General features: G+C 61.7%; 21 protein-coding genes. 17 read left to right on the top strand and 4 right to left on the bottom strand.

Annotated features, from left to right (window positions below):
- Window positions 1-1,965, bottom strand: a complete 1,965-nt coding sequence (locus tag B2Y33_RS03055; protein ID WP_049695670.1) for a MacB family efflux pump subunit — start codon at window positions 1,963-1,965, stop codon at window positions 1-3.
- A complete protein-coding gene (locus tag B2Y33_RS03060) occupies window positions 1,966-3,132 on the bottom strand; it encodes an efflux RND transporter periplasmic adaptor subunit (RefSeq protein ID WP_049695671.1) in 1,167 nt (388 codons plus the stop codon).
- Between the two features lie 211 nt (window positions 3,133-3,343).
- Between B2Y33_RS03060 and B2Y33_RS03065 the strand changes: the two genes are divergently transcribed.
- The 3 genes from B2Y33_RS03065 (at window position 3,344) to B2Y33_RS03075 (ending at window position 5,839) form a co-directional block, all read left to right on the top strand.
- Window positions 3,344-3,820, top strand: a complete 477-nt coding sequence (locus B2Y33_RS03065) for a sigma-70 family RNA polymerase sigma factor (protein ID WP_023533586.1) — start codon at window positions 3,344-3,346, stop codon at window positions 3,818-3,820.
- Window positions 3,821-3,972: 152 nt separating this feature from the next.
- On the top strand, window positions 3,973-4,446 hold the full coding sequence (locus B2Y33_RS03070; RefSeq protein WP_028686601.1) for a response regulator: 474 nt from the start codon (window positions 3,973-3,975) through the stop codon (window positions 4,444-4,446).
- Window positions 4,447-4,519: 73 nt separating this feature from the next.
- Window positions 4,520-5,839 carry an MFS transporter gene (locus tag B2Y33_RS03075; protein WP_049695673.1) on the top strand — a complete coding sequence of 440 codons (1,320 nt, stop codon included), beginning with the start codon at window positions 4,520-4,522 and terminating at the stop codon, window positions 5,837-5,839.
- Window positions 5,840-5,932: 93 nt separating this feature from the next.
- Here the strand turns inward: B2Y33_RS03075 and B2Y33_RS03080 are convergent, their stop codons facing one another.
- The gene (locus tag B2Y33_RS03080) at window positions 5,933-7,597 is read right to left on the bottom strand and encodes an electron transfer flavoprotein-ubiquinone oxidoreductase (RefSeq protein WP_027916304.1); all 1,665 of its coding nucleotides are present in this window, start codon (window positions 7,595-7,597) and stop codon (window positions 5,933-5,935) included.
- A gap of 574 nt (window positions 7,598-8,171) precedes the next feature.
- Between B2Y33_RS03080 and B2Y33_RS03085 the strand changes: the two genes are divergently transcribed.
- The 9 genes from B2Y33_RS03085 to B2Y33_RS03125 all read left to right on the top strand — a co-directional run bounded on the left by B2Y33_RS03085 (window position 8,172) and on the right by B2Y33_RS03125 (window position 15,203).
- On the top strand, window positions 8,172-8,921 hold the full coding sequence (locus B2Y33_RS03085; protein ID WP_027916303.1) for an electron transfer flavoprotein subunit beta/FixA family protein: 750 nt from the start codon (window positions 8,172-8,174) through the stop codon (window positions 8,919-8,921).
- Window positions 8,922-9,851 carry an electron transfer flavoprotein subunit alpha/FixB family protein gene (locus tag B2Y33_RS03090; RefSeq protein ID WP_028686599.1) on the top strand — a complete coding sequence of 310 codons (930 nt, stop codon included), beginning with the start codon at window positions 8,922-8,924 and terminating at the stop codon, window positions 9,849-9,851.
- Window positions 9,852-9,925: 74 nt separating this feature from the next.
- The gene (locus B2Y33_RS03095) at window positions 9,926-10,747 is read left to right on the top strand and encodes a substrate-binding periplasmic protein (RefSeq protein ID WP_027916301.1); all 822 of its coding nucleotides are present in this window, start codon (window positions 9,926-9,928) and stop codon (window positions 10,745-10,747) included.
- Between the two features lie 9 nt (window positions 10,748-10,756).
- Window positions 10,757-11,110, top strand: a complete 354-nt coding sequence (locus tag B2Y33_RS03100; protein ID WP_027916300.1) for a DUF4398 domain-containing protein — start codon at window positions 10,757-10,759, stop codon at window positions 11,108-11,110.
- Window positions 11,107-11,919, top strand: coding sequence for an OmpA family protein (locus B2Y33_RS03105; RefSeq protein ID WP_027916299.1), 813 nt, complete (start codon window positions 11,107-11,109; stop codon window positions 11,917-11,919). Before B2Y33_RS03100 ends, B2Y33_RS03105 begins: the two co-directional genes overlap by 4 nt.
- 292 nt (window positions 11,920-12,211) lie before the next feature.
- Complete coding sequence (locus B2Y33_RS03110) at window positions 12,212-13,654, top strand: PLP-dependent aminotransferase family protein (protein ID WP_027916298.1); 1,443 nt, start codon at window positions 12,212-12,214, stop codon at window positions 13,652-13,654.
- Between the two features lie 64 nt (window positions 13,655-13,718).
- Window positions 13,719-14,183, top strand: coding sequence for a hypothetical protein (locus B2Y33_RS03115; protein ID WP_023533622.1), 465 nt, complete (start codon window positions 13,719-13,721; stop codon window positions 14,181-14,183).
- Between the two features lie 126 nt (window positions 14,184-14,309).
- Complete coding sequence (locus tag B2Y33_RS03120) at window positions 14,310-14,564, top strand: YkgJ family cysteine cluster protein (protein ID WP_027916297.1); 255 nt, start codon at window positions 14,310-14,312, stop codon at window positions 14,562-14,564.
- Between the two features lie 33 nt (window positions 14,565-14,597).
- Window positions 14,598-15,203 carry an START domain-containing protein gene (locus B2Y33_RS03125; RefSeq protein ID WP_027916296.1) on the top strand — a complete coding sequence of 202 codons (606 nt, stop codon included), beginning with the start codon at window positions 14,598-14,600 and terminating at the stop codon, window positions 15,201-15,203.
- Window positions 15,204-15,311: 108 nt separating this feature from the next.
- Here the strand turns inward: B2Y33_RS03125 and gltA are convergent, their stop codons facing one another.
- Window positions 15,312-16,601, bottom strand: a complete 1,290-nt coding sequence (gltA, locus tag B2Y33_RS03130) for a citrate synthase (protein ID WP_023533602.1) — start codon at window positions 16,599-16,601, stop codon at window positions 15,312-15,314.
- A gap of 352 nt (window positions 16,602-16,953) precedes the next feature.
- On the opposite strand from gltA, the gene sdhC reads away from it, so the two are divergent.
- The 5 genes from sdhC (at window position 16,954) to B2Y33_RS03155 (ending at window position 23,264) form a co-directional block, all read left to right on the top strand.
- Window positions 16,954-17,340, top strand: coding sequence for a succinate dehydrogenase, cytochrome b556 subunit (sdhC, locus tag B2Y33_RS03135; RefSeq protein ID WP_088523617.1), 387 nt, complete (start codon window positions 16,954-16,956; stop codon window positions 17,338-17,340).
- Complete coding sequence (gene sdhD, locus B2Y33_RS03140; RefSeq protein ID WP_023533603.1) at window positions 17,334-17,702, top strand: succinate dehydrogenase, hydrophobic membrane anchor protein; 369 nt, start codon at window positions 17,334-17,336, stop codon at window positions 17,700-17,702. Before sdhC ends, sdhD begins: the two co-directional genes overlap by 7 nt.
- Window positions 17,703-17,705: 3 nt before the next feature.
- Window positions 17,706-19,478 (top strand): succinate dehydrogenase flavoprotein subunit, encoded by a 1,773-nt coding sequence (gene sdhA / locus B2Y33_RS03145; protein WP_023533625.1) that lies wholly within the window; start codon window positions 17,706-17,708, stop codon window positions 19,476-19,478.
- Window positions 19,479-19,489: 11 nt separating this feature from the next.
- The gene (locus B2Y33_RS03150; protein WP_023533615.1) at window positions 19,490-20,194 is read left to right on the top strand and encodes a succinate dehydrogenase iron-sulfur subunit; all 705 of its coding nucleotides are present in this window, start codon (window positions 19,490-19,492) and stop codon (window positions 20,192-20,194) included.
- 238 nt (window positions 20,195-20,432) lie between these two features.
- On the top strand, window positions 20,433-23,264 hold the full coding sequence (locus B2Y33_RS03155) for a 2-oxoglutarate dehydrogenase E1 component (RefSeq protein ID WP_023533567.1): 2,832 nt from the start codon (window positions 20,433-20,435) through the stop codon (window positions 23,262-23,264).
- Window positions 23,265-23,274 lie beyond the last annotated feature (10 nt).

The raw sequence follows: 23,274 nt of genomic DNA on the forward strand, positions 1-23,274 counted from the left end.
TTATTCGCTGGTAAGGGCTTTGACCGGGTCGAGTCGGGCGGCTTTGCGTGCGGGCATGAAGCCGAACACGATGCCGGTGATCACAGCGCAGGTAAAAGCGCCAAGCATGGCTGGCAGCGCGAAGGCCACCGCGATATCGGCCAGCATCAAGCCGGCGCCGACGACCAAGGCCAGGACGATGCCACTGAGCCCGCCCACCATCGAGAGCATGACCGCCTCACTGAGGAACTGGCGCATGATGTCGCGCTGGCGGGCTCCGGTGGCCATGCGGATACCAATTTCGCGGGTACGCTCGCGCACGGTCATCAGCATGATGTTCATCACCCCAATGCCGCCCACCAGTAGCGAGATGGCCGCGATGGCGCCTAGCATCAGCGATAGGCTGCTCTGGGTGCGTGCCTCGGCCTGGATCAACGCCGCATCGTTGGTCAGTTCGAAATCGTGGCGGCCCTGGTGGCGTTGGCGCAACAGGTGATCGATGGCCGCCTCGGTCGCGTTGACCTGGGTCGAATCGCGCGCCGCAATGGTGATGTAGTCGGGGTCGCGATGACCGAACAGGCGGATGGCGGCGGCCGAGTACGGCACCACGATACGCCCGTCGCTGTCCTGGTCGCCGGAGCTGGCGCCTTTTCCCGCCAGTATGCCGATCACCTGGAATGGCACGTTGCCGATCAGCAGGTATTGACCGATCGGGTTGGCATGGTCGCCCAGCATCTTTTCCCGCACTTTCTGGCCAATCACGGCGACCGCCGCCGCGGCGGCTTCGTCGGCCTGGCTGAAGAATGAGCCTTCCACCACGGGCCAGTTGAAAATGTCCTCGAACCAAGTGTTGTTGCCGCCCACGTAAAACACCTGGCTGGTGTTGTTCTGGCGCACCATCAGCTTTTCCCCGATCACGGGCATGACGTGCTTGACCTGCGGCAATTCGCCGATGGCCGCGACATCGTCCAGGGTGACGGTGCCTGCCGGCTCGCCGAGTGTCGCCGGCTTGCCGTTGAGATAAAGGATGTTCGAGCCGAACGCGGCCATCTGCGCCATCACCTGGCGCTTGCTGCCTTCGCCCACGGCCAGCATGACCACAACCGAGGCTACCCCGATGACGATACCCAGCAAGGTGAGCGCCGTGCGAAAGCGATTGATCCACATGATGCGCCAGGCTGCCTGGAGTGCTTCGACCAGCTCGCCTTTCCAGGCGCCGCGCAACTGCGCCCCCTGGTCCAGGCGCTGACGCAGAGCATCGGCCTGCAGGCCTGGGTGGCGGGCTGTGCCGTCGCGCTCATCGGCCGAGTCGCTGATCATGAGGCCGTCGCGGATCTCGATGACCCGGTGCGCGCGGGCCGCGACATCTCGGTCGTGGGTGATCAGGATGATCACATGACCTTGGCTGGCCAATTCGTCCAGCAACGCCATGACTTCCTTGCCGCTGTGGCTGTCCAGGGCGCCGGTAGGCTCGTCGGCGAGGATGATGTGGCCACCGTTCATCAAGGCGCGGGCAATCGACACCCGCTGCTGCTGACCGCCCGACAGTTGATGCGGGCGGTTGGCGGTGCGGCTTGCCAAGCCTAGCCGCTCCAGCAGGGCCGCGGCGCGGGCGTGGCGCTCCTGGGCCGGGATGCCGGCATAGATGGCCGGCATCTCTACGTTTTCCAGCGCAGAGCCGGAGGGGATCAGGTGATAGCCTTGAAAGACGAATCCGAACGCCTCACGGCGCAGCCAAGCCAGCTCATCGTTGCCCAGCTCGGCCACGTCCATCCCCGCGAAGTGATAGCTGCCGCTGGTGGGGCGGTCCAGGCAACCGAGGATGTTCATCAGGGTCGATTTTCCGGAGCCCGAAGCGCCAACGATCGCAACGAACTCACCGGGATGAATGCGCAGGCTGATACCTCGCAGCACGTCCACCTTGGGGGTGCCGAAGCCGCCGTAAGCCTTGCAGATGTCGCGCAGTTCGATCAGGGGCGTGGTCATTCAGCCTCCACTGCCTTGGCCGATCAGCAACCGCTCACCTTCGCCCAGGCCATCGAGCACCTGCACACGCAGGCGATCGCTCAGCCCTGTTCGTACCTGACGCGGTCGCACCTGGCCATCGGGGGCGAGCACCTGTGCAATGTGCACGCCATCCTGTTCGTCCAGCGCAGCCAGGGGTACGGTCAGTACACCGCTGGCCTGCCCGGCGACGAAGAACACTTGCGTGGTCATTTCGGCCATCAGCGCACCGTCAGGGTTCTCCACATCCAGCAAGACGGTGTACTGCACCACCTGAGTACCGGTGGCGCCATTGGTCGCGCTCGCCGGGCTGCCGCCACCGCTGCTGGTTTGCTCCAGCGGTTTGGGTGGAATCGGCAGGATCTGCCTGACGCGGCTGCTCCAGCGGCGCTTGCCGCCGGCCAGTGTCGTGAAATAGGCCGTCATGCCGGGCTTGACCTTGCCGATATCGGCCTCCGACACCTGCGCCCACACCGTCATCGGCGAGAGCTTGGCGATGCGCAGAATCAATGGGGTTTGTTGCTGGGCATTGAGGGTCTGGCCTTCACGGGCATCCACCGCCACCACGGTGCCATCCATCGGGGCGTAGATACGGGTATAGCCCAACTCGGCTTCGTCACTGCGCAGGCTCGCCTGGGCCTGGCGGATTTGCGCTTGGTACATGTCGATACGCGCCTGGGTGACGCTGAGCTGCGCATCGGCCGCCTGCACATCCTCTTCGCGGGTGGCGCCGGCATCGGCTAGGCTGCGCTGGCGGGCGAGCTGCTGCCTGGCCAGTTTGAACTGGGCGCGCTGCTCGGCGAGCTGCGCCTTGAGGTTGTCGATGGAGAAGCGCCCGGCATCCACGCGCGCCTGCTGTGTGGACGGGTCAATCTCCACCAGCAGTTGTCCCTTGCGCACGGTATCGCCGGCTTCGACATGGAGCGTGCGAATCTGCCCGGACGCTTGTGCGCCAACATCCACATAGCGCCTGGGTTGCAGCGTGCCCAGCGCGGTGACGCTGCTTTCGATGTCTGCACGCGTCACGCTGACGGTGTTGGTCGGTACCGCGCCCAAGGGTAGGGTACGCCAGGCCAGAAGACTGCCCAGGCTCAGCAGGGCTAAGCCGCCCAGAAGCAGGCGGTGGCGAATAGCGGGTGCACGTCTCATGGGGACTTCCAGCCGAATTGGGCCTGAACGCAGGCGGTGCCTGTGCGCAGGCAGGTCCCCGTTAAACGAAGGTCATGGCGGCTAATTTAGGTTTGCCAGGCGACCGACGTCGGTTGCTGCGGGTAATGATAATTTGTAAGATTCCAATTTGATATCACCTGCGCCCGTCTGGGCTGCGCGGGGCCGTCATCGGGCGATTCAGGGTGCCGCCGTGGAACACTATTATCGCGAGTTGGTCAATTTCCTGAGCGCACGCCTCGGTAGCCGCCAGGCTGCTGAAGATGTGGCCCATGACGCCTACGTTCGGGTGCTGGAGCGTGTCGATGCGCAAGTGATCGAGCACCCCCGCGCGTTTCTTTATCGCACTGCGCTCAACCTGGTGGTGGATCGACACCGGCGTCACTTGATTCGCCAGACCGAACCGCTGGAAGTGCTCGATGAGGGCGTTCAGTGGCAGCACACGCTCTGGTCCCAGGACATGCACCACGCCCAGCGCCTGGACCTGCTCAAGCGTGCCTTGGACGAACTGCCCAAGCCATGCCGTGACAGCTTTCTGCTGCGCAAGCTCGAAGGCTTGTCCCATCCGCAGATTGCCGAACGGCTGGGCTTGTCGCGCAGCCTGGTGGAAAAGCACATCGTCAATGCCATGAAGCACTGCCGGCAACGCATGCGCCAGTGGGAGTCCTGACGGCACGCCGCGCAAACTGCACATTCTGTCGGGCCACCGCTTGCTTTTCGAGGGTTTCCCGGCTTGTATCTAGGGGTATCAATGCTGGACTTGGCCAGGGCTTGACGGGCTCGACCAAGTCTTGGCGGCCTCTCCACTGTCCAGGTTCGACCATGGCCAACAAGTCCTTGCGTATCCTGATTGCCGATGCTCACCCGCACCAACGCCTGCAACTGGAGCGTATGCTCAATGGCCTGGGGTATTACCGTATTGCCCCCGTCGACAGTTTCGAGGAGCTACAGCGGCTGGTGCTGGGTGCCCTCCAGCCCTTCCACCTGCTGTTGGGCAATATCGAGTTGGCCAGCCACGCAGGCGTGGACCTGGCCCGGTTTTGCCGGGTCAGCACGCAGATCCAGCATGCCCTGCTTTACCATTGCGCCCAACTGAAGGTGCCTGCGGTACCCCAGGCCGAGCGCCAGGCGGTCAGCCTGAGCCTGCCGCACGTGCCTGACGATGCCGCCCTGGCGTCCTTCATGTCGATCGTCGACGCACCCCTGGTGGTGGGCACCCTACGGATGCCGGACGGGTTGCGCAGGGGAGGCCCCAGAGCACCCGGCAACTTGGCCCAGACGGTCTTTCATCGCTGATCCAGGCAGGGTAGGGGCAATCGGGTCGCTATTTGCTATCCTCCGGCCTTTGACCATTGCTGCGAAACCTGCCATGACTGCCACCGATACCGCTCGTCCACCCCGGTTCACCCGCCGTGACCACCGGACGCTGGGCCTGGCTGCGCTGGGCGGCGCGCTGGAAATCTACGATTTCATCATCTTCGTCTTCTTCGCCCTGACCCTCAGCCAGCTGTTCTTCCCGCCTGAGATGCCTCAATGGCTACGGCTGCTGCAAAGCTTCGGCATCTTCGTCACCGGTTACCTGGCCCGACCACTGGGTGGCATCCTGATGGCGCATTTCGCTGATCATCTGGGCCGCAAGCGCGTGTTCAGCCTGAGCATTTTGATGATGGCGCTGCCGTGCCTGCTCATCGGCGTCATGCCGACGTATGCCGACATTGGGTACGCGGCGCCGTTGTTGTTGCTGGCGCTGCGCATCCTGCAAGGGGCCGCGGTCGGTGGTGAAGTGCCCAGTGCCTGGACCTTCGTTGCCGAACATGCGCCGCCCGGGCGACGCGGCTATGCCTTGGGCTTTCTGCAGGCCGGGCTCACGTTCGGCTATCTGCTGGGCGCACTGACGGCAACCTTGCTGGCCCATGTGTTCTCGCCCGAGGAAATACTCAGCTACGCCTGGCGTTATCCGTTCCTGCTGGGGGGCGTGTTCGGGGTCATCGGCGTGTGGTTGCGCCGCTGGCTGAGTGAAACACCGGTTTTCCTGGCGTTGCGTAGTCAACAGGCGCCGGTGAAGTTTCCTTTGCGACAGGTGCTTGGCGAACATAAACGCGCTTTGGCACCCGCGGCGCTGCTGACCTGCGTGCTGACCTCGGCGGTGGTGGTGCTGGTGGTGATCACCCCGACGGTCATGCAGCAGCGCTTTGGCATGAGCGCGGGAGCTACCTTTGCCCTGAGCAGCGTGGGCATCGTGTTTCTGAACCTGGGCTGTGTGCTTGCCGGGTTGCTGGTCGACCGCGTGGGCGCGTGGCGGGCGCTGCTGTTGTACAGCGTGCTGCTACCCCTCGGGGTCGGCGTGCTCTATGCCAGCCTGATCGGGCACTGGGGCATGACCTGGGTGGCCTATGCCCTGGCGGGCTTGTCGTGCGGTGTGGTGGGCGTGGTGCCATCGGTCATGGTCGGGCTGTTCCCTGCGCAGATTCGCGTATCGGGCATTTCGTTCACCTACAACGTGGCCTATGCGCTGTGGGCCAGTATCACGCCCTTGGCGCTTATCGCACTGATGCCATGGAGCCCTTGGGTGTGTGTCGGGTTCTGTCTGGTGATGGGCGGGGTAGGGGTAATGACCTCGGTGTACTTCGGGCGACGAGAGCCCATGGCGGCGGGTGAAGCGGGGCTTGAGCTCCCGCGCACGGCCTGACACTCACAATCACACCGTTTCGGAGCAGACCCTGCAAAAAAGCCCCCGGTTCTTTCGAACCGGGGGCTTTTTGTATCGTGCAGAGCGAGGTGACTACATGTTCGGGTAGTTGGGCCCGCCAGCGCCTTCAGGCGTGACCCAAGTGATGTTCTGGGCCGGGTCCTTGATGTCGCACGTCTTGCAGTGCACGCAGTTCTGCGCGTTGATCTGGAAGCGCTTGCTGCCATCTTCCTGGGTGACCACTTCGTAGACGCCTGCCGGGCAATAGCGCTGGGCAGGTTCGTCATAAAGCGGCAGGTTGCTGGCGATCGGAATGCTCGGGTCGGCCAGCTTCAGGTGGCAGGGTTGCTCTTCTTCATGGTTGGTGCTGGACAGGAAGACCGAGCTGAGCTTGTCGAAGCTGAGCTTGCCGTCGGGCTTGGGGTACTCGATTTTTTGCGAGTCCGCGGCCAGCTTCAGGCAGGCATAGTCGGGCTTGGTGTCGCGCAGCGTGAAGGGCAGCTTGCCGGCGAACCAGTTCTGGTCGATGTAGTTGAACGCAGCACCGAGCAACGGGCCGAACTTGTGCATGGCCGGGCCGAAGTTGCGGCTGGCGAACAGCTCCTCATGCAGCCAGCTGGCCTTGAAGGCACTGACATAGCTGTCGAGCTGGTCACCGCCCTCACTGCCGGCGATCAGGGCGTCAGCGACGGCCTCTGCGGCGAGCATGCCCGACTTCATGGCCGTATGGCTGCCCTTGATCTTGGCCACGTTCATGGTACCCAGGTCGCAACCGATCAGGGCGCCGCCCTTGAACACCATCTTGGGCAGCGAGTTGATGCCGCCCTTGGCCAGGGCGCGGGCACCGTAGCTGATGCGCTTGCCGCCTTCGAGGTACTGGCTGATCACCGGGTGGTGTTTCAGGCGCTGGAACTCGTCGAAGGGCGACAGGTAGGGGTTGGCGTAGGACAGGTCGACGATCAGCCCAACGACCACCTGGTTGTTCTCCAGGTGGTAGAGGAACGAGCCACCGGTGTTGTCTTTGGCCATGACGTCCAGCGGCCAGCCGGCGGTGTGCACCACCAGGCCTTGCTGGTGCTTGGCTGGGTCGATTTCCCACAGCTCCTTGAGCCCGATGCCGTAGTGCTGTACGTCCGAATCGCTATCAAGCTTGAAGCGCTTGATCAGTTGCTTGCCGATATGGCCACGGCAGCCTTCGGCGAACAAGGTGTATTTGGCGCGCAGTTCCATGCCCGGCGTGTACAAACCGTCTTTGGGCTGGCCTTCGCGATCGACACCCAAGTCGCCTGTGACGATGCCGCGTACGACGCCGTCCTCGTCGAACAGCGCTTCCTGGGCTGCGAAGCCTGGGTAGATCTCGACACCCAGGTTCTCGGCCTGCTGGGCCAGCCAGCGGCACAGGTTGCCCAGCGAGATGATGTAGTTGCCCTGGTTGTGCATGGTCTTGGGCACGAACAGGTCAGGCACCTTGGTGGCGCTGCCGGCATCCTTGAGCACGTAGATGTCGTCACGCTTGACCTCGGTGTTCAGCGGCGCGCCCAGCGCCTTCCAGTCCGGGAACAGCTCGTTCAGGGCGCGTGGCTCGAACACGGCGCCGGAGAGAATATGGGCACCGACTTCGGAGCCTTTTTCCACCACGCAGACGCTGATTTCGCTACCGGCTTCGGCGGCCTTCTGCTTCAGGCGGCAGGCGGCGGACAGACCCGCCGGGCCGGCGCCGACGATGACCACGTCGAATTCCATGTATTCGCGTTCCACAGGTTCTCTCCTACTCATCAAGGCTCATAGCTGTTGCTTTGTCTTATGGGTGCGCGGGCATTCGCAGCGGTGGCGAGCCACCAGGTTGTAGCTGGGCAAATGACGAACTACACCGTTTTGTCTTGGACGCGCATTATATCTACACCACTTGACCGGTCCAATACAAACGTTTGTTTGAATTTGCCGCAGCCCAGTAAAATCAAAGGTACGCGGCTGGAAGGTGACCGATTTGCCGTATTGACCGGATGGGGTGATACGGTCAAGATACGAGCGGTTTTACGTTCGCCGTAGGCATGCAGCCGGGCGCAGGTACACCTCTAAAGACCAGGTGTGGAGCAGGGTTTTCAAGCGTTCAAGCGGTTTGTAGTGAAGTCTACACGCCACGACAGCAAATGGCCCGCGTGCATTTTTGCCCCAGGCATGTGCACAGGACTGATGGGTCGGGGCGCGCTTGGTTGCGGTCACCATGAAAACTTCGTCTGCGGCTCGTTTCCAGAGGTGCCCTTGTACCCACGCGTATCGCAGGGCCTAGTCCCAGGCGACTATCTATTCACCGGAGAGTAACGAGGAATCCATGAAGGTTCTTGTAGCTGTCAAACGAGTGGTCGACTACAACGTCAAGGTTCGCGTCAAGGCGGACAACTCCGGCGTCGACCTTGCTAACGTCAAGATGTCCATGAACCCCTTCTGCGAAATTGCCGTGGAAGAGGCCGTTCGCCTGAAGGAAAAAGGCGTTGCGACCGAGATCGTGGTCGTATCCGTCGGCCCGACTACCGCCCAGGAGCAGTTGCGTACCGCCCTGGCGCTGGGTGCCGATCGCGCCATCCTGGTCGAAGCAGCCGACGAGCTGAACTCCCTTGCAGTGGCCAAGGCGCTCAAGGCCGTGGTCGACAAGGAGCAGCCGCAGCTGGTCATTCTCGGCAAGCAGGCCATCGACAGTGACAACAACCAGACCGGCCAGATGCTCGCCGCACTGACCGGTTACGCCCAGGGCACCTTCGCGTCCAAGGTCGAAGTCGCTGGCGACAAGCTCAACGTCACCCGTGAAATCGACGGCGGCCTGCAAACCGTCGCGCTCAACCTGCCGGCCATCGTCACCACCGACTTGCGCCTGAACGAGCCGCGCTACGCGTCGTTGCCCAACATCATGAAGGCCAAGAAGAAGCCGCTCGAGACCCTGACGCCAGATGCGCTGGGCGTTTCCCTGGTCTCTACCAACAAGACCCTGAAAGTCGAAGCACCCGCTGCCCGTGGCGCTGGTATCAAGGTCAAATCGGTGGCCGAACTGGTCGAGAAGCTGAAGAACGAAGCGAAGGTAATCTAAATGACTATCCTGGTTGTCGCTGAATACGAGAACGGTGCCGTAGCACCGTCCACCCTCAATACCGTTGCTGCCGCCGCCAAGATCGGTGGTGACGTGCACGTACTGGTCGCCGGTCAGAACGTAGGTGCCATTGGCGAATCCGCCGCCAAGATCGCTGGCGTGGCCAAGGTGCTGGTCGCCGATAATGCCGCCTACGCCCATGCGCTGCCCGAAAACGTTGCGCCGTTGATCGTCGAGCTTGCCCAGGGCTACAGCCACGTGCTGGCCCCGGCCACTACCAATGGCAAGAACACCCTGCCGCGCGTTGCAGCGCTGCTGGACGTCGATCAGATCTCCGAAATCATCTCGGTCGAATCTGCCGACACCTTCAAGCGCCCGATCTACGCGGGTAACGCCATCGCTACCGTGCAATCGAGCGCCAGCGTGAAGGTCATCACCGTGCGCACCACCGGCTTCGATGCCGTGGCCGCCGAAGGTGGCACTGCCGCTGTCGAGGCGGTGGGTGCTGCCCACGATGCTGGCATTTCGGCGTTCGTTTCCGAAGAGCTGGCCAAGTCCGATCGTCCTGAGCTGACCGCTGCCAAAATCGTAGTTTCCGGCGGTCGCGGCATGGGTAACGGCGATAACTTCAGCCACCTGTATAGCTTGGCCGACAAGCTTGGCGCCGCTGTTGGCGCATCCCGTGCGGCCGTCGATGCGGGCTTTGTGCCCAACGACATGCAGGTCGGCCAGACCGGCAAGATCGTCGCCCCGCAGTTGTACATCGCCGTGGGTATCTCGGGCGCCATCCAGCACCTGGCCGGGATGAAGGATTCCAAGGTGATCGTGGCGATCAACAAGGACGAAGAGGCACCGATTTTCCAGGTGGCCGACTACGGCCTGGTTGCCGACCTGTTCGAAGCCGTGCCGGAGCTGGAAAAGCTGGTCTGATCCGCTGGCTTCACTTATAAAGAACCCGGCCCTCTCGTTGAGGGCCGGGTTTTTTTATGGTCGAGGAGTGTGGGATGAGGTTGCGTGCAATGGGCAGGGTGCTGGCCTGCATGACAGTTCTGGTATCGCCGCTGGCGATGGCGGCAGGCAAGTGCGAACGCCTGGTGGCCACCGGCAGCCCCGACGCGCCGCCTTACTCGTGGCAGGACCCCAAAGACCCCAAGCACTTGATTGGCGCCAACGTCGACCTGCTGCGCCACGTGGCGAGCGAGCTGGGAATCAAGGTGGAAGTGCTCAACGCGGGTAGGCGCGACCAGGCCCTTGAGGAAGTGCGCAGCGGTCGCATGGACCTGCTGCTCGATGCGCCGCTGCAAGTGGAGCAATTGACGTCACTGGACTACATCCACCCGCCGCTGCAGCTCAACGAGTACCTGGTATGGACGCGGCACGATGCCGAGTTGACCTTCGATGGCCCAGCTGACCTTGCGCGTTATCGGGGCAGTCTGTCGGAACGGGCGCGCTTGACCCCTGCCTTTACCGCGTTCGCCAAAGACCAGTTGAAACCGGTGATGGCGCAGAACCTGACCCAGGCCTTTCAAAAGTTGGTACTCGGCCAGGTGGACTATGTGCTGGCCGGTCGCTATTCGGGCATGGCCATGGTCCAGAGCCTGGGCATGAACGATGCCCTGATTGCCCGCGGCCTACCCGTGGACCGACCTGGGCTGTACTTGGCGCTGTCCCATGACTCGGCGTGCAATGACAGTTGGCTGCGTGGGCATTTGGCGAAAAAGCTGACAGAATTGCCCATCTCCGGTACGTCCGATGCTGTGCTGCAGGCCAATCTCGAGCGCTGGAAGGCCCAATTGCAGGTGCAGGGCGACGCCCCCAAACACTAGGAAGATCGCGTGAAAACCCAACCTTTGATCCTTGCCATGGCCATGTTTGCCCTGGCTGGCTGCGCCAATGACCCTGCCCCGGATGAGCAGATGCGCCTTTCCGAGCAGGCCCTGGAACAAGCGAAAGCGGTTGGTGCTACCGACCAGGTCGAAGCGTTCAAGCTGGCCGAAGACAAACTGGGACGTGCTCGTACAAACATGCTCACACAAGACTTTCGCGACGCTCGCATGCGCGCCGAACAGGCTGAGCTCGATGCTCGGCTGGCCGAGGCCCAGGTGTTGAACCAAAAGAGTGATGAGCAGTTGCAATTGCTGCAATCGAGGATCAAGCGCTTGCGCAAGCAGCTGGAGGTGCAGCCATGATGGCGCGTGGTTCTATCACGGCACTGACAGTGCTGGCCCTTGCAGCAGGCCTGACCGGTTGCGCCAGCCAGCGCAGCACGGCCGCGCTGGATCAAGCCGCTGCCAGCTTCCAGAAGGTCAAGGATGACTCGGATGTGCTGCGCAGCGCGCCGCGTGATGTGATTCGCGCCGGCGAGTCGCTGTCCCGTGCAGAGCGTTTGTCCAGCTACATGGGTACCGGTGCCGATGTACGCCATTACGCCTACCTCAGTCAACGCTACAGCGAAATCGCCAGTGAGCACGCCAAGCTTGCGCTGAATCAGGAGCGCCAGGCCAAGCTCGACCTGGAACGCCAACGGCTGCAACTGGCGCTGCGCGAGGCCAAGCTGGCCAGCGTGCAGCAGCAGGGCAAATGGGTCGAGTCGCAGATCGTCGCCCTGGCGTCTGAGCAGCCCGACCGTGGTCTGGTCATGACGCTGGGTGATGTATTGTTCGATACCGGCAGCGCCGATCTCAAGAACTCGGCCAGCCGGACGGTGCTCAAGCTCGTGCAGTTCCTCCAGCTCAACCCCCGCCGGATAGTGCGCATCGAAGGCTATACCGACAGCACGGGGACGCCCGAAGAGAATCTCAAGCTGTCCCGCGACCGGGCGCAGGCCGTGGCCGATATGCTGGCCGACTTGGGCATCGATGAAAAGCGAATGCAGGTGGAGGGCTACGGTGACCAGTACCCGGTTGAAGTCAACGCCTCGGAGCGGGGCAGGGCGCAAAATCGACGGGTCGAGATCGTGTTTTCCGACGACAAGGGCAAGCTTGCGCCGGCACGCTGACGGCTGATAGCAGGCTCGGGCAGTGGCCCATGCTGGCCGTCGAAACGGGCGGTGCATGGCAGCTGCTGCCTCTGCGCCTGAGTGACTCATGGGCACTCGCCACCTGTTGGGTAGGTTCAAGATCAGCCTACCTGTGCACCGCACGCACGCGGGCGCTGCAAATCGCTTCCAAGCAAGTGTACCGTTGACTATCCTGTCATCTGTCCCAGTACACTTTGCAACTGTTCCGGTATCCTGAGCCGCAGTGAGCGACACAAGAATAATGAGCCTGTCCGCGCGTCGAGATCCAGCCATGACCAATCTGCTGTTGTACCAGCGTATCGCCCAGCAACTGGCCGAAGACATCCGGCGCGGTGTCTACCAGCCCGGGGAGCGGGTGCCTTCGGTGCGCAAGATGAGTGCCCAGCTCAATGTCAGCCATGCCACCGTCCTGCAAGCGTATGCCAACCTGGAAGACCAGGGGTTGATTCGCGCGCGTCCCCAGTCTGGCTACTATGTGCACCAGACTCCGGCGCTCACGGCGCCCACGCCGGACATCGCGCGCGTGGAGCGTCCCGGTCTGGTGACCCGGGCCAGCATCATCCAGCAGGTACTGACCGAAGCGCGCCGCGATGGCGTATTCGCCTTCGGCGCGGCCGTACCGCACGTCGACTATCTGCCGGTGCGTGCCCTGCACCAGCAACTGGCCAAAGTGACGCGCTTTCACAGCCCGCGTGCTTTCAGCTACATGTTCAGCCCAGGCTTCGAACCTCTGCGTCGGCAGATCGCCATTCGCATGCGCGACGCTGGTGTGCTGGTCGACCCGCAGGAGGTAATCGTCACCCATGGCTGTGTCGATGCCTTGCAAATGTCGCTGCGCGTGCTCACCAAGCCCGGCGACCTGATTGCGGCCGAGTCGCCGACCTACTACGGTCTGTTGCAGCTGGCGGACTTGCTCGGATTGAAAGTGATCGAGATCCCCAGCGACCCCTCGACCGGCATCAGCCTCGAGGCCTTGCAACTGGCCGCCAATCAATGGTCCATCAAGGCATTGGTGTTGACCGCACGGTTGAGCAACCCGCTAGGGGGTACCATTCCCGAAGAGCGGCAAAAGCAGTTGCTGCGCCTGGCATCGGACTACGACATCCAGATCGTCGAAGATGACATCTATGGCGAGTTGATGTTCGAGCAGGGCAAGACCAAGGCCTTGAAGGCCTTCGACCGGCTGGACAGGGTCATCTACTGCTCAAGCTTCTCCAAGACGCTGTCGCCAGGCGTGCGTGTGGGTTGGATGATTGCTGGCCGTTACCAGGACGAGATCCAGCGCTTGCAGACCTTCACCACCCACTCGGCGTGCAGCGTGACCCAGATGGCGGTGGCGGCATACCTGGAAAACGGGGGTTATGATCGCCACCTTCGCTTCATTCGCCAGGAATACCGCAAGAACCTCAGCGCTTATCAGTTGGCCGTGCAGCAGCACTTTCCAGAGGGCACTCAGATGACTCGCCCAACGGGCGGCTTCATTCTCTGGGTGAGCTTGCCTGGCCGGGTCAATACCCAGGAGCTGCACGTGCGAGCGCTCGAACAGGGGATCAGCATCGCGCCGGGGCTGATTTTCAGCAATACCGAACAGTTCAACCACTGTATCCGCCTGAACTGCGGGATTCCATGGAACAAGGAGGCCGAGCGCGCAGTCATCACCTTGGGACTACTGGCACAACAATTGTGCAGGGAGCCTGCCATCCCACTTTTGTGAGGCTTGCCAGGCGGCTGCGGAACAGGGAGCATACGCATTTTCCATGGGGTTCTGTCCATTTGCCATGAACGCACTGCGCCGGTATCTGTTGGTCTTGTGTCTGCTGCCTGTGGCTTTGCCGGGCAGCCCAGCTCAGGCTGCCCAGCCAGCAAGCCAGGCACAGTCCGCTTCAGGTAAAGCGCAAGTCAAGCCGAAGGCACAGCAAAGTGCTCGCAAAGCAGCCAGCAAGCGTGCCAAGTCGACGCACAAAAAGGTCAGCAAGCAAGTGGCCAAGCCGTTGCCGAAAACCAACCTCGACCTGAGCTTGCCCACCGAGCTGGTCGATAACCTGCAGCCGAACGTTGGTGAACCCTCGCCCATCAGGAAGCGCAAACCGTTGCTACCGCCGCTGTTCGTCGAAAAGTCCGAAGCCGACAGCCCGTTTCAACTCAATGGCCGCTTGATCAGCAACGAAATGCAACTGCAGCTTCGCAATGACAGCCGCCGGGATGTCGAAGGCGCCGCCATCGATTTCGAGTACCGTCAGTAGATGGGAGCTGACCGGCCGGTCAGTGGATTTTCATCAGGGCGGCAATTTCAAACGTCTGTTTGAGCGGTTACTATCCGTGTGTGCCGCCCTATCCCGTACTCTGGAGTCCTGATTCACTTGAATGCCATGAAATGCCGCGAAGGCTGCGGCGCCTGTTGCATCGCGCCATCCATTACTTCAGCCATGCCGCTGATGCCCGAGGGCAAGCCGGCAGGTGTGAGGTGCCTGCACCTGACGCCTGCGAATCTGTGCGACCTGTTCGGCAAACCCGAGCGGCCGGCGGTCTGTGGTGGGTTCAAGGCCGATCCCGAGGTGTGCGGTGCTGACAATGAAGAGGCGATCAGGATTCTTGGCTGGTGGGAGCGGGTAACGGCGGCGTGACAGGCTGGATCTTCGACAACAAGGATAAACATGATGAGATCGTTCAAGCGTATAGCGCTGCTGTGTAGCGTCAGTGTTCTGTTTGCACCTGTTGCCTTGGCTGAAAACTGGCAGGTGGCCAAGGACGAGGAGGGCATCAAGGTGTCCCTCAGTGAAGTGCCGGGCTCCAAATACAAGGCGTACCGAGGCGTGACCGTCATCAAGGCGCCGTTGGCCAAAGTCCAGGCGTTGCAGGAGGATGTGGCCGGGGCTTGTGCCTGGATTCACGAGTGCAAGTTGCAGAAACTACTCAAGCATGAGGGTGATCAGAGCTGGACCTATACCCAGTTCAATACGCCCTGGCCTGTAACGCCGCGCGACTCCGTGCTGCGTGTCACCACGGTCAAGGGTGCCGATGGCAGCCTTACACGTAACCTCGTCGAAGAGCCTGCCTACGTGCCCGAAGAGAAGGGCTTTGTTCGAGTGGCTATGGTAGACGGTTTCTGGAAGCTGGTGCCCAAGGGTGACAGCACGGAGGTGACGTACCAAGTGCATACCGAGCCAGGCGGGAGTGTGCCGGCGATGATTGCCAACAAGTTCGTCGTGGAAGCCCCGTTCAATACGCTCAAGGCGCTTCGCGCGCGCGCCGAGAAAAACTGAGGTTTTTCTACTGCATTGGTGAAGGCCGCCTGACTTGAGAGGCGGTCAGCACAGGACCTACGAAAAAGGCTGCCCTAGGGCAGCCTTTTGGCATTTGACGGTGAACGCTTACTTGCGGTCGGTCAGTGCCACGATATCGCGCTTCGCCTCGCCGGTGTACAGCTGGCGCGGGCGGCCGATCTTGTACGGGCTGGAGAGCATTTCCTTCCAGTGCGAGATCCAGCCGACGGTGCGCGCCAGGGCAAAGATCACGGTGAACATGCTGGTTGGAATGCCGATGGCCTTCAGGATGATGCCCGAGTAGAAGTCGACGTTCGGGTACAGCGAGCGCTCGATGAAGTAAGGATCGGTGAGGGCGATCTCTTCCAGGCGCATGGCCAGCTCGAGCTGTGGATCGTTCTTGATGCCCAGTTCGCGCAGAACTTCGTCGCAGGTCTGCTTCATCACAGTGGCGCGCGGGTCGCGGTTCTTGTAGACGCGATGACCGAAGCCCATGAGCTTGAACGGATCGTTCTTGTCCTTGGCCTTGGCGATGAAGGTGTCGATGTTGGACACATCGCCAATCTCATCGAGCATGGTCAGTACCGCTTCGTTGGCGCCGCCGTGGGCCGGGCCCCAGAGTGCCGCGATGCCGGCAGCGATGCAGGCGAACGGGTTGGCACCCGACGAGCCTGCCAGGCGCACGGTGGAGGTGGAGGCGTTCTGCTCGTGGTCGGCGTGGAGGATGAAGATCCGGTCCATCGCCTTTGCCAGCACCGGGCTGATCGGTTTGATCTCGCACGGGGTGTTGAACATCATGTGCAGGAAGTTTTCCGCATATGACAGGTCGTTGCGCGGGTACATCATGGGCTGGCCCATGGAGTACTTGTACACCATCGCGGCCAGGGTCGGCATCTTGGCGACCAGGCGCACCGCGGAGATTTCGCGGTGTTGCGGGTTATTGATGTCCAGGGAGTCGTGGTAGAAGGCCGACAGGGCGCCGACCACACCGCACATCACCGCCATCGGGTGAGCGTCGCGGCGGAAGCCGTTGAAGAACGTCTTGAGCTGTTCGTGAACCATCGTGTGGTTCTTGACGGTGCTGACGAACTGGGCTTTCTGCTCGGCATTGGGCAGTTCGCCGTTGAGCAGCAGGTAGCAGGTCTCGAGGTAGTCGGACTGCTCGGCCAGTTGCTCGATGGGGTAGCCGCGGTGCAGCAAGATACCCTTGTCGCCGTCGATGTAGGTGATCTTCGACTCGCACGAGGCCGTTGCCATGAAACCAGGGTCGAAGGTGAAGTGACCAGTGGCCCCCAACCCGCGGACGTCGATTACATCAGGACCAACCGTGCCGGTTAAAATGGGCAGCTCGACGGGGGCAGTGCCCTCGATGACCAACTGCGCTTTTTTGTCAGCCATGTGGCCTCCTATTAATGCTTGAAATCATCAGACAGACCCCCCACGCAGGGCCCGCACCACTATAGAGGGATAAATTCAGATGTCAATTTGCCTAAAGGCTTGTTGAATCAGCTGTTCAAGCCTGATTTTTCCCGAAATTCTCGCCCGTTTACGCCTTTTGATCGTTAAAGGCAATGCGCTATTCGGGCTACCCCCTCACGTTGTCATGAGCAGCCTAACTGTCTATACTCGGCACCCGACCGCCAGGGGCTTGCAAGCCCGACCTGCTGGGGGTCGCCGTTCCCTGGGTGGTGGGTACCTGACCAGTACACTTACCAACAACTTTGCCCTGATTCGCTAGGGGCTCTTCAGTGTGAAAAAAGCCGTGAAAAGCCAACGACCTGTAAACCTAGACCTAAGGACCATCAAGCTTCCTGTCACTGCGTACACGTCCATCCTGCACCGTATCTCCGGCGTCATCCTGTTCATCGGCCTTGCCATCATGCTGTATGCACTGGGCAAGTCGCTGGGTTCCGAGGAAGGTTTCGGTGAAGTGAAGGCGTGTCTGACCAGCCCGCTGGCCAAGTTCGTGACCTGGGGCCTGTTGTCCGCCCTGCTTTATCACCTCGTGGCAGGTGTTCGTCACCTGATCATGGACATGGGTGTCGGCGAGACGCTGGAAGGCGGCAAGCTGGGCTCGAAAATCGTGATCGTCATCTCCGTGGTGCTGATCGTTCTGGTGGGAGTTTGGGTATGGTAACCAACGTCACGAACCTGTCGCGTTCGGGCCTCTATGACTGGATGGCGCAGCGCGTCTCGGCGGTCGTTCTCGCGGCTTACTTCATCTTCCTGATCGGCTACGTGGTCGCCCACCCAGGCATCGACTATGCCCAGTGGCATGCCCTGTTCTCCAACAACGCGATGCGGATCTTCAGTCTGCTGGCCCTCGTTGCCCTCGGCGCTCACGCCTGGGTCGGCATGTGGACCATTGCTACCGACTACCTGACGCCTATGTCGTTCGGCAAGTCGGCAACTGCGATTCGTTTCCTGTTCCAGGCGGTATGCGGCGTTGCGATGTTCGCTTACTTCGTCTGGGGTGTGCAGATTCTCTGGGGTATCTGATCCATGGCTAGCATTCCAACCATTTCCTTCGACGCCATCATCATCGGTGGCGGCGGCGCCGGCATGCGCGCAGCGCTGCAACTGGCCCAGGGCGGTCACAAGACTGCCGTGGTCACCAAGGTCTTCCCGACCCGTTCGCACACCGTGTCCGCCCAGGGCGGCATCACCTGCGCCATCGCTTCGGCCGACCCGAACGACGACTGGCGCTGGCACATGTACGATACCGTCAAGGGCTCGGACTACATCGGTGACCAGGACGCTATCGAATACATGTGCCAGGAAGGCCCGGCTGCGGTCTTCGAGCTGGACCACATGGGCCTGCCGTTCTCGCGCACCGAAACCGGCCGTATCTACCAGCGTCCGTTCGGTGGCCAGTCCAAGGACTTCGGCAAGGGTGGCCAGGCTGCCCGTACCTGTGCCGCTTCCGACCGTACCGGTCACGCGCTGCTGCACACTCTGTACCAGGGCAACCTGAAAGCCGGTACCACCTTCCTCAACGAGTACTATGCCGTTGACCTGGTGAAGAACCAGGAAGGCGCCTTCGTCGGCGTGATTGCGATCTGCATCGAAACCGGCGAAACCATGTACATCAAGTCCAAGGCCACCGTTCTGGCCACTGGCGGTGCTGGCCGAATCTACGCCTCCACCACCAACGCCCTGATCAATACCGGTGACGGCATCGGCATGGCGCTGCGCGCTGGTGTTCCGGTGCAGGACATCGAGATGTGGCAGTTCCACCCGACCGGTATCGCCGGTGCCGGCGTACTGGTCACCGAGGGTTGCCGCGGTGAGGGTGGTTACCTGATCAACGCCCATGGCGAGCGCTTCATGGAGCGCTACGCGCCGAACGCCAAAGACTTGGCCGGCCGCGACGTGGTTGCCCGTTCCATGGTCAAGGAAATCATCGCCGGCAACGGCGTGGGCCCGAACAAGGACCACGTGCTGCTGAAGCTGGACCACCTGGGCGAGGAGGTGCTGCACAGTCGCCTGCCAGGCATCTGCGAACTGTCCAAGACCTTCGCCCATGTCGATCCGGTCGTCGCGCCAGTGCCGGTCGTTCCAACCTGCCACTACATGATGGGCGGCGTTGCCACCAACATTCATGGCCAAGCCATCACCATGGACGAAGAAGGCAAGGATCACATCATCCCTGGCCTGTTCGCCGTAGGTGAAGTGGCGTGCGTATCGGTTCACGGTGCCAACCGCCTGGGTGGCAACTCCCTGCTCGACCTGGTGGTGTTCGGCCGTGCTGCCGGCCTGCACCTGGAGAAGGCACTGAGCGACGGCATCGAGCACCTCGACGCCAGCGACACCGACATCGACGTTGCCCTCAATCGCCTGAACAAGCTCAACGAGCGCTCCACCGGCGAAGACGTTGCCAGCCTCAAGCGCGAATTGCAGAGCTGCATGCAGAACTACTTCGGCGTATTCCGTACCGGCGAGTACATGCTCAAGGGTATCGAGCAGCTGGCTGGCCTGCGTGAGCGTATCGCCAACGTCAAGATCAACGACAAGTCCCAGGCCTTCAACACCGCGCGTATCGAAGCGCTGGAGCTGCAGAACCTGCTGGAAGTTGCCGAAGCTACCGCCATCGCGGCCGAAGCCCGTAAAGAGTCGCGCGGCGCTCACGCCCGTGAAGACTTCGAAGACCGTGACGACGAGAACTGGCTGTGCCACACCCTGTACTACCCGGGTGTCAAGCGCGTTGCCAAGCGTGGCGTCAACTTTGCGCCGAAGACCGTGCCGGCCTTCGAACCAAAAATCCGGACCTACTAAGGGTGGCTGCTATGTTGAAAGTCGAAGTTTATCGCTACAACCCCGACACCGACGCGGCCCCCAAGATGGAGTCGTTCGACGTCGATACCGGCGGCAAGGACCTGATGGTTCTGGATGTATTGGCGCTGATCAAGGAAAAGGACGAGGGCTTCTCGTACCGTCGCTCCTGCCGTGAAGGCGTGTGCGGCTCCGATGGCATGAACATGAACGGCAAGAACGGCCTGGCCTGCATCACTCCGTTGTCGGGCGTGGTCAAGGGCAACAAGCTGGTACTGCGTCCGTTGCCTGGTCTGCCGGTCATTCGTGACCTGGTCGTGGACATGAGCATCTTCTACAAGCAGTACGAGAAGGTGAAGCCGTTCCTGCAGAACGATACGCCGCCTCCGGCCATCGAACGTCTGCAGTCGCCGGAAGACCGTGACAAGCTGGACGGCCTGTACGAGTGCATCCTGTGCGCGTGCTGCTCCACGTCCTGCCCGTCGTTCTGGTGGAACCCGGACAAGTTCCTGGGCCCCGCCGCGCTGTTGCAAGCCTACCGCTTCCTGGCCGACAGCCGTGACACCAAGACCCAGGAGCGCCTGGCGTCCCTGGATGACCCGTTCAGCGTATTCCGCTGCCGCGGGATCATGAACTGCGTCAACGTTTGCCCTAAAGGTCTCAATCCGACCAAGGCAATCGGCCACGTACGTAACATGCTGCTGCAAAGCGGCACCTGATAGACGTTGTACCTGCAGTACGCCGACGCGCGGGTGTAACGCCCGCGCCGAGGTAAAACCCGAACGGGGCTCACAAAGCCCCTGTTCATTACCTATGAAGATGAGACCAGCAGGGGCTTTCCGGGCTGGTACCCGGAAAATCAGCAGGATCCAGGTGGCGTGGTTCAGTCGCTGTTTTCGGACCGTTCCAGGTTTCATGGCTCTCGCCGATCAGTCCCCTAATCGAGGGTGACCAAGCATGCAAGAAAGCGTGATGCAGCGCATGTGGGAAAGCGCCCACCTTTCAGGTGGTAACGCTGCATATGTGGAAGAGCTCTACGAACTCTACCTGCACGACCCTAACGCTGTGCCAGAAGAGTGGCGCACCTACTTCCAGAAGTTGCCCGCCGACGGCAGCACCGCTACCGACGTATCGCACTCCACGATCCGCGATCATTTCGTACTGCTGGCAAAGAACCAGCGCCGCGCCCAGCCGGTATCTGCCGGGAGCGTGAGCAGTGAACACGAGAAGAAGCAGGTTGAAGTGCTGCGACTGATCCAGGCCTATCGTATGCGCGGCCATCAGGCTGCCAAGCTTGACCCCTTGGGGTTGTGGCAGCGCCCTGCGCCCGTAGACCTGTCGATCAATCACTACGGCTTGACCAATGCCGATCTTGATACGACCTTCCGTGCCGGCGACCTGTTCATCGGCAAAGAGGAGGCGAGCCTACGCGACATCCTCGATGCGCTCCAGAAGACATATTGTCGCACCATTGGCGCCGAGTTCACCCACATCGTCGATTCCGAGCAGCGCAGCTGGTTCCAGCAGCGCCTGGAAAGCGTGCGTGGCCGTCCTGAATTCTCCGCCGACGTGCAGTCCCACCTGCTCGAGCGCGTCACCGCAGGCGAAGGTCTGGAGAAATACCTGGGCACCAAGTACCCAGGCACCAAGCGTTTCGGCCTGGAAGGTGGCGAAAGCCTGATCCCGATGCTGGACGAGATGATTCAGCGCTCCGGCTCCTACGGCACCAAGGAAGTCGTCATCGGGATGGCCCACCGTGGTCGCCTGAACGTGCTGGTCAATACCTTCGGCAAGAACCCGCGCGAGCTGTTCGACGAGTTCGAAGGCAAGAAGATGAACGAGCTGGGCTCCGGTGACGTGAAGTATCACCAGGGCTTCTCTTCGAACGTGATGACCCCGGGTGGCGAAGTCCACCTGGCCATGGCGTTCAACCCGTCCCACCTTGAAATCGTGTCGCCTGTGGTCGAAGGCTCGGTGCGCGCCCGTCAGGACCGCCGCAACGACAGCGTCGGCGACAAGGTGCTGCCTATCTCCATCCACGGCGATGCGGCCTTCGCAGGCCAGGGCGTGGTGATGGAAACCTTCCAAATGTCGCAGACCCGCGGTTTCAAGACCGGCGGTACCGTGCACATCGTGATCAACAACCAGGTCGGCTTCACCATCAGTAACCCGCTCGATGCGCGCTCGACCGAGTACGCCACCGACGTGGCCAAGATGATTCAGGCGCCGATCCTGCACGTCAATGGCGACGACCCGGAAGCCGTGTTGTTCGTCACCCAGCTGGCCGTCGACTACCGCATGCAGTTCAAGCGTGACGTGGTCATCGACCTGGTCTGCTACCGTCGCCGCGGTCACAACGAGGCCGACGAGCCCAACGGCACCCAGCCGCTGATGTACCAGCAGATCACCAAGCAGCGCACCACCCGCGAGCTGTACGCAGAAGCCTTGATCCAGGCAGGCCGCATCGATGCCGAGCGCGCCCAGTCCAAGATCGACGACTATCGCAGCGCGCTGGACAACGGTCTGCATGTGGTCAAGAGCCTGGTCAAGGAGCCGAACCGCGAGCTGTTCGTGGACTGGCGCCCCTACCTGGGTCACGCCTGGACGGCTCGCCACGACACCCGCTTCGACCTCAAGACCCTGCAGGAGCTGTCGGCCAAACTGCTGGAGCTGCCCGAAGGTTTCGTGGTCCAGCGTCAGGTCGCCAAGATCTACGAAGATCGCCAGAAGATGCAAGCCGGTGGCCTGCCGATCAACTGGGGCTACGCCGAGACCATGGCTTACGCCACGCTGCAGTTCGAAGGGCACCCGATCCGCATGACCGGCCAGGACATCGGCCGCGGTACCTTCTCCCACCGTCACGCGGTGCTGCACAACCAGAAGGACGCCAGCACCTACGTACCGCTGATGAACCTGTACCCGGGCCAGCCACGCTTCGAACTGTACGACTCCTTCCTGTCCGAAGAAGCGGTACTGGCATTCGAGTACGGCTACTCCACCACCACGCCCAACGCGTTGGTGATCTGGGAAGCCCAGTTCGGCGACTTCGCCAACGGTGCGCAAGTGGTCATCGACCAGTTCATCACCAGTGGCGAGCACAAGTGGGGCCGTTTGTGCGGCCTGACCATGCTGTTGCCTCACGGTTATGAAGGGCAGGGCCCCGAGCACTCCTCGGCACGCCTGGAGCGTTACCTGCAGCTGTGTGCAGAGCAGAACATTCAGGTGTGCGTGCCGACCACGCCGGCGCAGATCTACCACCTGCTGCGTCGTCAGGTCATTCGCCCGCTGCGCAAGCCGCTGATCGTGCTCACGCCCAAGTCGCTGCTGCGTCACAAGCTGGCCGTCTCGACGCTGGAAGATCTGGCGGAAGGTTCGTTCCAGACCGTCATTCCGGAGATCGACACCCTCGATCCAGCCAAGGTCGAGCGCCTGGTGCTGTGCGGTGGCAAGGTCTACTACGACCTGCTGGAAAAACGTCGTGCCGAAGGCCGCGAAGACATTGCGATCGTGCGTATCGAGCAGTTGTATCCGTTCCCGGAAGACGACCTGGTCGAAATCCTGGCACCGTACACCAACCTCAAGCATGCGGTCTGGTGTCAGGAAGAGCCAATGAACCAGGGTGCCTGGTACAGCAGCCAGCACCACATGCGCCGTATCCTGGGCCGCCACAACAAGGCGCTGAACCTGGAATACGCCGGTCGCGAGGCTTCTGCCGCGCCAGCCTGTGGTTACGCTTCCAAGCACGCCGAGCAGCAGGAACGACTGCTGCAAGACGCGTTCACCGTTTAACGCCTTCGCG

The organism is Pseudomonas sp. UBA5666 (assembly GCF_002420785.1).
Lineage (GTDB): Bacteria > Pseudomonadota > Gammaproteobacteria > Pseudomonadales > Pseudomonadaceae > Aquipseudomonas > Aquipseudomonas fulva.